At 42.7% G+C, this 11931-nt stretch carries 12 protein-coding genes; 2 read left to right on the top strand and 10 right to left on the bottom strand.

Annotated features, from left to right (window positions below; translation table 11 throughout):
* The 5 genes from lepA to rpoE all read right to left on the bottom strand — a co-directional run.
* Positions 1 to 1103, bottom strand: a 1103-nt coding sequence (lepA, locus tag QNK26_RS12675) for a translation elongation factor 4 (RefSeq protein ID WP_319223451.1), incomplete at its 3' end; no start/stop codon positions are given.
* A gap of 92 nt (positions 1104 to 1195) precedes the next feature.
* Positions 1196 to 1675 (bottom strand): SoxR reducing system RseC family protein, encoded by a 480-nt coding sequence (locus QNK26_RS12670; protein ID WP_319223450.1) that lies wholly within the window; start codon positions 1673 to 1675, stop codon positions 1196 to 1198.
* Between the two features lie 90 nt (positions 1676 to 1765).
* Complete coding sequence (locus tag QNK26_RS12665; protein WP_319223447.1) at positions 1766 to 2818, bottom strand: MucB/RseB C-terminal domain-containing protein; 1053 nt, start codon at positions 2816 to 2818, stop codon at positions 1766 to 1768.
* A gap of 15 nt (positions 2819 to 2833) precedes the next feature.
* Positions 2834 to 3382, bottom strand: coding sequence for a sigma-E factor negative regulatory protein (locus QNK26_RS12660; RefSeq protein WP_319223445.1), 549 nt, complete (start codon positions 3380 to 3382; stop codon positions 2834 to 2836).
* 41 nt (positions 3383 to 3423) lie between these two features.
* A complete protein-coding gene (gene rpoE / locus QNK26_RS12655) occupies positions 3424 to 4002 on the bottom strand; it encodes an RNA polymerase sigma factor RpoE (protein WP_319223443.1) in 579 nt (192 codons plus the stop codon).
* Positions 4003 to 4237: 235 nt separating this feature from the next.
* Here rpoE and nadB point away from each other — a divergent pair, with 235 nt between their 5' ends.
* A complete protein-coding gene (nadB, locus tag QNK26_RS12650; RefSeq protein WP_319223440.1) occupies positions 4238 to 5842 on the top strand; it encodes an L-aspartate oxidase in 1605 nt (534 codons plus the stop codon).
* Positions 5843 to 5892: 50 nt separating this feature from the next.
* Here the strand turns inward: nadB and QNK26_RS12645 are convergent, their stop codons facing one another.
* Genes QNK26_RS12645 through QNK26_RS12635 form a run of 3 tightly spaced genes read right to left on the bottom strand, consistent with a single transcriptional unit; the run spans position 5893 to position 8486 of the window.
* Complete coding sequence (locus QNK26_RS12645; RefSeq protein WP_319223437.1) at positions 5893 to 7800, bottom strand: alkaline phosphatase D family protein; 1908 nt, start codon at positions 7798 to 7800, stop codon at positions 5893 to 5895.
* Positions 7801 to 7849: 49 nt separating this feature from the next.
* Positions 7850 to 8203, bottom strand: coding sequence for a protein YgfX (locus QNK26_RS12640; protein ID WP_319223453.1), 354 nt, complete (start codon positions 8201 to 8203; stop codon positions 7850 to 7852).
* Positions 8204 to 8234: 31 nt separating this feature from the next.
* Positions 8235 to 8486 carry a succinate dehydrogenase assembly factor 2 gene (locus QNK26_RS12635; protein ID WP_319223434.1) on the bottom strand — a complete coding sequence of 84 codons (252 nt, stop codon included), beginning with the start codon at positions 8484 to 8486 and terminating at the stop codon, positions 8235 to 8237.
* Between the two features lie 120 nt (positions 8487 to 8606).
* Here QNK26_RS12635 and ygfZ point away from each other — a divergent pair, with 120 nt between their 5' ends.
* Positions 8607 to 9593 (top strand): tRNA-modifying protein YgfZ, encoded by a 987-nt coding sequence (ygfZ, locus tag QNK26_RS12630; protein ID WP_319223433.1) that lies wholly within the window; start codon positions 8607 to 8609, stop codon positions 9591 to 9593.
* Between the two features lie 100 nt (positions 9594 to 9693).
* Here the strand turns inward: ygfZ and lysS are convergent, their stop codons facing one another.
* Positions 9694 to 11202 carry a lysine--tRNA ligase gene (lysS, locus tag QNK26_RS12625; protein WP_319223431.1) on the bottom strand — a complete coding sequence of 503 codons (1509 nt, stop codon included), beginning with the start codon at positions 11200 to 11202 and terminating at the stop codon, positions 9694 to 9696.
* A gap of 16 nt (positions 11203 to 11218) precedes the next feature.
* Positions 11219 to 11931: peptide chain release factor 2 (gene prfB / locus QNK26_RS12620; protein WP_319223429.1), on the bottom strand; the 713-nt coding region annotated here is incomplete at its 5' end.

The following is an 11931-nucleotide window of genomic DNA, read 5'->3' as shown; positions in this document are numbered from 1 at the left end:
GCAGTCGTGATCAATTCAAGATCGTATTCACGCTCAAGACGCTCTTGAATGATTTCCATGTGTAGTAAACCTAAGAAACCACAACGGAAGCCAAAACCAAGTGCCGTAGAACTCTCTGGTTCGTAGAATAAAGACGCATCGTTTAGACTTAGTTTACCAAGGGCATCACGGAACGCTTCATAATCATCAGAGCTAATTGGGAACATACCCGCATAAACCTGAGGTTTAACTTTACTAAAACCAGGAACTGGTGCATCTGCTGGACGACGCGTATTTGTTAGCGTATCACCTACTGGTGCGCCCAAAATATCTTTAATACCGCAGATAACAAATCCTACTTCACCGCAGTGTAGTACGCCAGTATCAGTTTGTTTTGGTGTGAAGATACCAACTTTATCAACTAGATGAGATTCACCTGTCGACATAACCGTCAGTTTGTCGCCTTTGCGAAGCGCACCATTAGTAATACGCACTAACGATACAACACCTTGATAGTTATCAAACCATGAATCAATGATCAGCGCTTGTAGTGGCGCGTCTTCAGAACCTTCTGATGGACATGGAATTTCTCTTACAATTGTTTCAAGTACGTCTTCGATACCTAAACCAGTTTTTGCAGAGCAACGTGTCGCTTCCATTGCATCAATACCAATAATATCTTCGATTTCTTCTGCAACACGATCTGGATCGGCAGCAGGTAAATCGATTTTATTTAGGATTGGCACAACTTCCAGATCCATTTCCATCGCGGTATAACAGTTTGCTAGAGTCTGTGCTTCTACGCCTTGACCGGCGTCGACAACAAGTAAAGCACCCTCACAAGCTGCTAATGAGCGAGAAACCTCATAGCTGAAGTCCACGTGCCCTGGAGTATCAATAAAGTTAAGCTGGTATATTTCACCATCTTTCGCTTTATAATCCAGCGTTACGCTTTGCGCTTTAATTGTAATGCCACGCTCGCGCTCAATATCCATTGAGTCAAGAACTTGTGCTGCCATTTCACGGTCGGATAAACCACCGCAATGTGAAATTAAACGATCTGATAAAGTTGATTTACCGTGATCGATATGGGCAATAATTGAAAAATTACGAATGTGTTTCATGAGTTAGATAATATCCAATACTTAGTAGATATGACACTTAATGAGGCGGATTTTAACGGATTTAAGGGATGACTGCTATCTTTCAATTGCTTTTAATCAGCACGCCATTGCCCTATCACTTCCGATTGAGCCACAACACCTAGCATTTTAGGTTTTAAATCAAAGCGTTGATCGAATTTAACACTTAACTTTCGGGTGCAGTGAAAACCAATATAACCGCCAATAAAAGCCGCTAGAATAACCAAGCCTTCACCATCAAATTGGAAAACTTGTGATAAATACTGACCGATCCCCAGCGAGAGTAAAATTGTCGCTAATGGCAATAAATAAACCAGCATCGCACTAGTTACCAAGTTCTTTTCACGTAAACCGATTTCAATTTTATCACCAGCAACCACATCTGCAGTTTTAGTGACCGTAAAATTGTGGGTTCGGTGTGGAAATGCTTTAGCTACCGTACCAGTGCCACAGTTATCGCTGGCATGACAGTGATTACAAGCAGACTTGCTTTCACATTGCACAGCAACCAGATCACCAGTAACACTTTTAACGATAGCTGTTTCAATAATCATACGGGTGAAAGCCTTGTTTAAAACAACCGTGAGCAGCTATAGCAATACCTAGTTGGCATCGCCAAGCTCTGTCACGATTGTTAACGTAAATTAGTTATCAAGATTTCGAACCACGGAGTCAGCAATCTTTTTGGCTGTCATACTAGGTACTTCTCCGACAACGACGATCTCAATATCATCTGTGATCTTAGATTGTAAACTAATTTGCCCTGATACGCCTAATCCTTGACTTAAACTACCTGCTTTGACATTGGTATTAACATAGATCGAAATGTCGACAAGTCCATCAGAAAACTGCATATAATCAATGATCTGATCAATACCTGCAATTTGGTGCTTATTGCTCACAATCTGCTTAAATCCATTCGGCAACCAAGCAGCTGTCCATTCTGATTTGGTCGGTGCAGGCATTAAGGCTTGGGTTTGAATTGCTGATAAAACGGGTGGCAGCTTTACTGAATTCAATTGCTCTAACCAAGGTGTAACATCTGGGAACTGATATAACGAAATTGCCATCACTTGGAATACCACCTCACCACTGTCTTTGATCATATCAATACGTAATGGCAAATTAGTCGTTAAATCCACCCAGATCAAATAACCAAAACGGTACTTATCATTCGGCACCACACGCACAACTTGACTTAAGCGCCCTGTCACACGAGATTTTCCGCCAACATAAATAGCTTGGTATAAACTCTCATCAAGGGTTAACTCGGTTGCCATTAAATTAAATAATAGCCCGGGAATAGCGGTTGATGATAATGAATATCCCGGTTGCTCGGCTTCAAAAAAGCTGGTGATATTACCACGACGTAGATATTCACGTGGATTACCGTTTAATGACAGTAAATGTCCCACCGACACACCATCAATTAAGCCATGACTATAACGCATAGGGGTTATTCTGCCACGTTCAATTTCGACATAAGACAGATCGTAATTCAGCTGCTTAAAAGCCGTTTTCATATTGTCTAACAGGGTGTCAGCGGATAATGGCTGCCCAGCTGGCACTGCCCGATTAGCCACACTGTTATTAACACTATCATCGACACTGCCCTTGGCTTGAGCGACTTCACTCCAAGCCACTGGCGTAAAAAATGAAGACAACAATATCCACACACCAACACTTTTCTTGAACATTACTGGCTCACTATATTATTGCTGGATGCGTTTTTGTAATTGATGATCAAGTACAAACGCATTAATACGGCGTACCTGTTCTACTTTTTCTTCATCAGTAAACTCAGGTTGCACTTGATGCGAGTCCGGAGATTCAACACTAAAACTTACCGGTGATGCAACACCAGCAAACGGCATCACATTTAATGCAGGCTCAAGTCCTGTTATTGGTGCTTCGGTATTGCTGTACTGCACACCAGTGATCACCATTAACGTCACCGATGCGGCAATCGCTAATTGACCACCAGTTTTTAGCCAAGGCTGGATCACTTTTTGATAGAAAGAGCTGTCGTTGGCACTTTCTTTTGGCACTATCAGTGCAGGTTCTTCAGCAATCGCAGCGGTGATAGCACGGGTAAGATCTAAATTAACCGTTGCAGGTGTTTCACCACGCATCACATCACCAATCAGATGGTAATGCTGCCAACTTGAAGATAATGTTTCATCCTTACCTAACTCATCAAGTAGTGCTGCATCAATATTTTCATTGTCTACTATGGAGGATAAACGTTCTTTTTCTATCATAATTAATACCTAAATTTACTCATCCGTAATCTGTGTTTAATTTACTGTTGAAGCAAGGGTTTTAATTTCACTTCAATCGCTTCACGCGCTCGAAAAATACGTGAGCGAACAGTACCCACTGGGCAATCCATCACAATACTAATATCGTCATAACTCATGCCTTCCATTTCACGCAGTGTTATCGCGGTACGTAATTCATCAGGTAACGCGTCAATAACCGAAAAAATAACGGCTTTCATCTCTTCCGCCAGAATAATTCGCTCTGGTGTTGATGACTCACGCATGCCATCATTACCGTCGTAAAACTCAGCATCTGCGGCATCAATATCATTCGCAGGTGGTCGTCTACTTTGCGCAATTAAATAGTTTTTCGCGGTATTACTGGCAATACGATATAACCAAGTATAAAACGCACTATCACCTCTAAAATTAGGTAACGCACGATAGGCTTTAATAAATACTTCCTGAGTCACATCAGCAACGTCACCGCTGGCAGAAACATAGCGTGAGATCAGGTTCGCCACTTTTTGTTGGTATTTCGTCACCAATAAATTAAATGCGGCCTTGTCACCGCCTTGAACTCGCTCAACTAATTGCAAGTCCGTCTCTTTTGCACTCATTAGTAACTCATAACCTCTTAATATTCTGATGACACTAGTATTACTAATGCGTAATTTTCAGACTGCGTTATATAAATAAAGTTCGTTTTAACGCCAAATAAAGTTCGCCATTGAGCTAAATAAATCAAATTTTAGGCAAATAAATAAAAATAACTTTTTATTGCCAGTGATTTACAGCTTATAATGCCTTACTTAGAGTTAGTCCTAATAGCATACTACAAATCGAGCAGAAACTATGAGAACAAATGCGGAATACCAAAGCGATGTACTGATTATCGGCAGTGGTGCCGCAGGACTCTCATTGGCCTTAAAACTCGCCGACCAAGCTAAAGTCACGGTATTAAGCAAAAGCAGCTTAACCGAAGGCTCAACCCTTTATGCACAAGGGGGTATCGCCGCGGTCTTCGATGAAGCCGACAGCGTTGAAGGCCACGTTGCCGATACACTTATTGCCGGTGCCGGCTTGTGCGATGAAGATACGGTCAGCTTTACCGCCAGTAGTGCCGCTGCCAGCTTGAACTGGTTGATAGATAAAGGCGCACCATTTGATCAGGTGGCTGATGATAATGGCGAACAACACTATCACCTCACCAAAGAAGGTGGACACAGTCATCGCCGCATTCTCCATGCTGCAGATGCCACTGGTAAAGTAGTACAAACGACCCTCATTGATAATGTCAGCCAACATCCGAATATCACCTTAATGGAACGCTTTAATGCGGTGGACCTTATTTCGACCAAACAGCTTAATCAAGCAACTAACCGTATTGTTGGTGCTTATGTGTGGAACCGTGACGCCGAAAAAGTAGAAGTTATCAAGGCGCGCTTTGTTATTTTAGCCACAGGCGGTGCCAGTAAAGTCTACCAATATACCAGTAACCCAGATGTATCGAGTGGCGATGGCATTGCCATGGCATGGCGTGCAGGTTGTCGCGTGGCGAATATGGAATTCAATCAATTCCACCCAACATGCCTATTTCACCCCGACGCAAAGAACTTCTTATTAACTGAAGCACTCCGCGGTGAAGGTGCCTATTTGCGGCATGCTGACGGCACCCGCTTTATGCCAAGCTTTGATGAACGCGGGGAATTAGCACCACGTGATATTGTCGCGCGGGCTATCGACTTTGAAATGAAACGTCTGGGTAGTGATTGTGTGTATTTAGATATCAGTCATAAACCTGCCGAATTTATTATTAGTCATTTCCCGACTATTTATGAACGCTGCTTGAAGCTAGGCATTGATATCACCACAGATCCCATTCCAGCGGTACCTGCAGCACATTATACTTGTGGTGGCGTGATGACGGACTTAACCGGTCAAACGGATATGCGGGGGTTATACGCGATTGGTGAAGTGGCGTATACTGGTTTGCACGGCGCCAACCGTTTAGCGAGTAATTCATTACTGGAATGTATTGTGTTTGCGCATGCTGCCGCCGATGATATTTTATCTAAATTACACAAAACCCATAAAAATTACCGCATTCCGGCATGGGATGAAAGTAAAGTAACTAACTCAGATGAAGAAGTTATCATTCAGCATAACTGGCATGAATTGCGTTTATTTATGTGGGATTACGTGGGTATTGTCAGAACCACCAAACGTCTAGAACGCGCCCAACGCCGAGTAAATCTGTTACAACAAGAAATTCATGAGTACTACAGTAACTTCCGCGTCAGTAACAACTTGCTAGAATTAAGAAATCTAGTAACCGTGGCAGATTTGATTATTCGTAGTGCCTTAGATCGTAAAGAAAGCCGTGGGCTACATTATACCCTCGACTATCCAGAACAGTTTGACGAGCCAGAGCCAACCATATTACAACCTAAGTTATAATGCCCTTACCCGTCAAAACATCTTGAAAAGGCAGCTAACTAGCTGCTTTTTTAATCATGTTTAGTCGGGATAAACTGGGTTTCACTCATGTCACTGTGTAATACCGAAATCTTACTCGGTGCACCATTTTCAGCAAAACTCACCATGCCAATGCCACTGTGATTAACTAAACGCTTATCTTTAGCATTATTAGGTCGATAGCCCCTGATCGTCATGCGTTTACGCTTAGTGAAAAAGTTTAACGGTGAATAATAACCGTATAACCAAGCATTAAGTTTATCAAAGCAAACGAGTAACTTTTCAGGGAACTGATTTTTGAGTCCACTGCAGGTGATTTGGTATATCTGCGGTCCTCCATGACGAAAACGAATGCCAACTTCATAGGCAAACGAGTAATGTACATCACCGGATAAGATCACAAATTGCTGCGGGGTTTTTCGATGCATAAAAATACTCAGCAAGGTATTCGCGGTACCGGGATGTGCCATCCAGTTTTCCGCATCAACCATTAATGACGCACCACACATAGTCGCTATACGTTGCACCGTTTCTATCACCTTGACGCCATACATCGGTGCTGGTGAGACAATTATAACCTTATCTTCACCGACTAATTCCTGCTGAAACTCCGTCAAGGCTTCCCAATCCATCAACCCAGAAGGTTTCGCTAGATTCGATTCACTGCGCCAGCGTCGAGTGCGGGTATCTAATACCACTAATTTAGGCGAAGTAGCTAAGGTATAGTGCCATTGTTCATATTTCAGCAAGATATCAATTAAATCATCCTGAGTCCGCGCCGAGAGTTGCCGAAAATAATCCGCCAACGGATCCGCTAAATTAGTCAGCATAGGTTGCGGATTATTACCGAGTCCTTGAAACAAGGTATAACCGATTAAGGCATTACCAATGATCCGTTTCGAAAATGCATTGCCATACGCCGCCTCTTCCCACTTTGCCGTTAGATTCCAATCGTCCGTGACATCATGGTCGTCAAAGATCATATAGGTGGGTAAATGAGCCATCAGACGGCGAACTTGATTTAGTCCGGCTTTAAAGACCAGTAAGTTATCCCACTCTTGTTGCCAACGAATTAAATGTTCAGCGCTGAGGCCTTGCACATCACGGGGAATAGTGATCTGCTGCCATAACTCAGGCGACCACGATAGCAGATATAAGGCCATCACTTCACCAACACTAACTAAATGATTTTCAGCCGATGAAGAGGTAAAGATCGCGTGATTGACATACCAATTATGTAAGCCCGTTTTTGCAGGGTATTGTGTTTTAGGTAAGAGTTGGAGATGGCGTCGATACAGATCTTCTGGCTGATAACCAATGTCATCACTGCAAGGAATACTTGCCGAGCTAAACGTTTCACTCGGTAAACCCAACAAATCAATGACTAGACCGATCGCATATAACATTGGCCCCGCAACGTCATCCACATAGACCTGATCGCCACTTAGCATCAATAGCGCAGGTCGTTCGTTTGGCGAATCAGCCGCCTGTAAACGAGTATCCGCCGCAACCAGTGCATCGCCACTATGATGATGCGGTTGACGACAAGAACCATGTAATAGATCAGTAATGTTAGGTTTAACAATAAAGTTCGGGTTATGCGAGTCACCGTAACAAAGATCGGTAACAGCGCTAAATAGTGCGCCTAATTCAGCATCATGTATTTGATAGTCAACAACGACATCCGCTGGTAATAATTGCGTGGCGGTGACATTAATTAAATACTGATAAGCATGGGTACCCAGTTTGATTGTATGAACTTCATCAGCGGATAATAACCGTGAAAAATCGGCGCCCTGCAAAGTTAAGCTTAAAGCCGATAATAGCTTCTCACTGACAAACCATAAAGTGAAATGCTGTTCATCACAATGCCGTAATATTGGTCCAGCAATAATCAGGGGTAATGATTCAGAAATGGCAGAGGGTGCTGAAATTGACATTTATCGCTCTTAAAAAAAGGAGTCGGTTGCAAAAAATTAAGTTTAAGCGTTATTTCAATATTTTGATGGTGCGAACTAAACGGCGGTAATCACTATCATCGATGGCATCACGCATTATATATAAGGATTGCACACGGCGATGCTCAAGGCGAGTATAACTTAATTGAATAAAAAGGTCGGCGCTGCGTGAGCGCTTATCAATTGCAAATAACTCACCGTCATGTTCGAACTGTAGATAACCATTAGTGAAATAAGTAAACGAGGGACGACGTAGCCAATGTTGCCGGCACTGATAGCTGCATAAAGCAATAATGACTACGCTATAAACTAATTGTAATGAGATAAGGGTCAGCCAAGTTAATAACAAACCGAGTACCGAGCTATGTATTGCAATACACAGCAACAACCAGCATTTAGACGGGCGTAACCTGAGGTTACACTTTAACTCTTGAGACAATTTTATTCATCATATAGGCTAATTCTGGATCGGCACACTTTTCATGACCCATTGCCCAAGCAAATAGCTCTGGATCTTCGCCTTCTAACAAGCGTTGGAAAATCAATTTATCTGGGTGTGATAAATCGTCATAAGCTTCATCTACAAACGGACGAAATAATACATCTAATTCCAGCATGCCGCGACGACAAGCCCAACGCAAACGCGCCTTTGAACCTAACTCAGTCATTTTTTTCCCTTATCCTGCTATCCATATAATTATTCTACCATAAAAATAAACAAGATCTTCTAAAGACAAATGCGTGAGTTCACTCTACCATAGAGAAAACCAGCCAGAGAAGAGTAAACAATGACGCAATTTAATAAACTGACCCTAGCATCAACCGATGCATTACCAAATGTGATCGTAAGCGAGCTATCACAATGGGGATTAATGACTGCAACAGGTGAGCAGCGTTTAAGTTATTTACAAGGCCAATTGACTTGTGATCTGGTGGGTTTAGAAGATCAACAAACAACCTGGGGCGGTCATTGCGATCCTAAAGGCAAACTGTGGTCAACATTCCAGGTAGCCAAAAAAGGTAATTCATTTTATTTCATCATGCGCAAAGAGGCATTGGCGATCAGCCTGCCAGAATTAAAGAAATATGCGGTATTCTCAAAAGTAGAACTCACCGACGCTTCTGCATTTTGCAATCTTTATGGTGTTGCCGGTAAGCAAGCTGAACAGTGGCTGAATAAAACCTTCGCTATTACCTTAGGTGAAGAAGCCGTCACTCATTTGCCCAATGGTTTTGTACTACGACTTATTGGCGATACGCCACGCTTCTTAGTGTTATTACAAAAAAGTGATGCGTCACTGCAACAGATTAGCCAACACTTAGCCGAAACAGCAACCGACGATGGTTCATTCTGGGAAGCACTTGATATCCTCGCGGCAGCACCGATTGTCAGCGCAAGCATGAGCAGCATTCAGATCCCACAAGCATTCAATCTACAAGCTTATGATGGCATTAGCTTTACGAAAGGCTGCTACACAGGCCAAGAAACGGTCGCGCGCGCGAAATACCGTGGAACCAATAAACGCGCAATGGCGATCTTAACCGGTGCAACTGAATCTGAAGTTAACAGTGGTGATAGCATTGAATTGCAACTGGGTGAGAACTGGCGTAGTAGCGGCAAGGTCAATCTAAGTTATCGATATAGCGATGGGGTACAACTGATCTCAAGTGTACTACCCAATAACCTTGAAGCAGATAGTGTATTTAAAATCACTGATAACGAATCAAGCTTAGCCTTCATGCCATTGCCTTACTCGTTAGTTGAAGCAGACTAGTCTCCACGCATACTAAAAACTGTCATCAATCGTCTAAAAACAAAAAAGCCAGTCAACATCAGTTGACTGGCTTTTTATTATCTATCAATTAAATAACTAATTAGCTATTTGCTTGTGGGCGCATTGCAGGGAATAGGATCACGTCACGGATAGTATGCGTATTCGTAAATAGCATAGCTAAACGGTCGATACCGATACCTTGACCCGCTGTTGGTGGTAAACCGTGCTCTAGTGCAGTAATGTAATCGGCATCGTAGAACATCGCTTCATCATCGCCCGCATCTTTCGCGTTAACTTGTGCTTTAAAGCGTGCATCTTGGTCTTCAGCATCGTTAAGCTCAGAGAAACCATTTGCAACCTCACGGCCACCGATAAAGAATTCAAAACGGTCAGTGATGAAATCATTATTATCATTACGGCGCGCCAGTGGCGAAATATCCGCTGGGTATTCTGTAATGAATGTCGGTTGGATTAGTTTAGGTTCAGCGGTTTCACCGAAGATCTCTTCTAATAGCTGACCACAAGTCCAGAACTTCTCAACAGTGATGTGTAGTGAACGAGCAATGTTTGCCATATGTTCACGATCTTTAACACCGTCATATGTCAGTTCTTTAATTTCAGCATGGTCTGGGTTGTAATGTTTGATTGCGTCTAACATGCTCATACGCGTGTAAGTACCACCAAATTCAACCGTTTCTTCACCGTAAGGCATCGCTGAAGAACCTAATATTTCGATTGCTACTGTACGTAGCATTTCTTCAGTAAGATCCATAAGATCATTGTAATCCGCGTACGCCATATAGAATTCCATCATCGTGAATTCAGGATTGTGACGTGGTGATAAGCCTTCGTTACGGAAATTACGGTTGATTTCGAATACACGTTCAAAGCCACCAACAACAAGACGTTTCAGGTATAGCTCTGGTGCGATACGTAGGAACATTTGTTGATCAAGTGCATTGTGATGAGTAACGAATGGACGTGCAGAAGCACCACCAGGGATCACTTGCATCATTGGTGTTTCAACTTCCATGAACTCTTTAGATTCCATGAAGCGGCGAATACCAGCAACCAGTTTAGAACGGATCATGAAGGTATTACGTGACTCTTCATTCACGATTAAGTCAACATAACGTTGGCGGTAACGTTGTTCTTGATCGGTTAAACCGTGGAACTTTTCAGGTAACGGGCGTAGTGCTTTAGTCAGCAATACATATTCCGTCATCTCAACGTAAAGATCACCTTTACCTGATTTGTTTAATGCACCGGTAATACCGACGATATCACCAATATCTAAACCACCAAGTTCAGCTTTCTGTGCTTTTTGCACGTCTTTCGCTGCGTATGCTTGGATACGACCAGACACATCTTGGATTGCTAGGAAAGGACCACGTTTAGCCATGATACGACCCGCGATGCTTACCACGTGCTGTATTTCAACTAATTCTTCTTTTGATTTTTCACCAAATGAAGCCTGTAGATCTGCCGCTTTATCTTTTACGCGGAAATCGTTAGGGTGGCCATTTGCCTTACAGTTAGTACGAATGTGATCTAATTTCGCACGGCGTTCAGCAATCAGTTTGTTTTCATCTTGTAACTGTTCAGTCATTATTTAACCCTATTTTTTACAGACCTGATTTCAGGCTAGCTTCAATAAATTTGTCTAAATCACCGTCTAAAACGGCTTGTGTATTGCGTGTTTCAACACCAGTACGTAAATCTTTAATACGTGAGTCATCCAGAACGTATGAACGGATCTGACTGCCCCAACCGATATCTGATTTAGCGTCTTCTGCTATTTGTTTCTCTGCGTTCTGTTTTTGCATTTCATAATCAAACAGTTTTGCACGCATTTGTTTCATTGCCGCATCTTTATTCTTATGTTGCGAACGATCATTCTGGCATTGTACAACAAGATTAGTGGGTAAGTGAGTAATACGTACCGCTGATTCCGTTGTATTTACGTGCTGACCACCCGCGCCCGAAGCACGGTAAACGTCAATACGTAAATCCGATGGATTCAAGTCAATCTCGATGCTGTCATCAATTTCAGGATAAACAAATACCGATGCAAATGATGTATGACGACGGCCACTTGAATCAAATGGTGATTTACGTACTAAACGGTGTACACCGGTCTCGGTACGTAACCAACCATAAGCATACTCACCACCCAAACGGATAGTCGCGCCTTTGATCCCAGCGACATCGCCAGCTGATACTTCAATCAGATCAACTTTAAATTTGTGTGCCTCACCCCATCGTAAGAACATACGTAGTAACATGTTTGCCCAATCTTGCGCTTCAGTACCGCCCGAGCCAGATTGGATATCAACGT

Origin of the sequence: Moritella sp. (genome assembly GCF_033791185.1) — a bacterium.
Taxonomy (GTDB): Bacteria; Pseudomonadota; Gammaproteobacteria; order Enterobacterales; family Moritellaceae; genus Moritella.
Note: the sequence above shows the minus strand (reverse complement) of the source record. Positions and strands in the feature narration are given on the sequence as shown.

Excerpts from the sequence above, each read along its gene's own strand:
- ygfZ (WP_319223433.1), top strand. The coding sequence starts at position 8,607 with ATGACGCAATTTAATAAACTGACCCTAGCATCAACCGATGCATTACCA.
- QNK26_RS12665 (WP_319223447.1), bottom strand. The coding sequence starts at position 2,818 with ATGTTCAAGAAAAGTGTTGGTGTGTGGATATTGTTGTCTTCATTTTTT.
- rpoE (WP_319223443.1), bottom strand. The coding sequence starts at position 4,002 with ATGAGTGCAAAAGAGACGGACTTGCAATTAGTTGAGCGAGTTCAAGGC.
- QNK26_RS12635 (WP_319223434.1), bottom strand. The coding sequence starts at position 8,486 with ATGACTGAGTTAGGTTCAAAGGCGCGTTTGCGTTGGGCTTGTCGTCGC.
- QNK26_RS12670 (WP_319223450.1), bottom strand. The coding sequence starts at position 1,675 with ATGATTATTGAAACAGCTATCGTTAAAAGTGTTACTGGTGATCTGGTT.
- QNK26_RS12645 (WP_319223437.1), bottom strand. The coding sequence starts at position 7,800 with ATGTCAATTTCAGCACCCTCTGCCATTTCTGAATCATTACCCCTGATT.
- nadB (WP_319223440.1), top strand. The coding sequence starts at position 4,238 with ATGAGAACAAATGCGGAATACCAAAGCGATGTACTGATTATCGGCAGT.
- lysS (WP_319223431.1), bottom strand. The coding sequence starts at position 11,202 with ATGACTGAACAGTTACAAGATGAAAACAAACTGATTGCTGAACGCCGT.
- QNK26_RS12660 (WP_319223445.1), bottom strand. The coding sequence starts at position 3,382 with ATGATAGAAAAAGAACGTTTATCCTCCATAGTAGACAATGAAAATATT.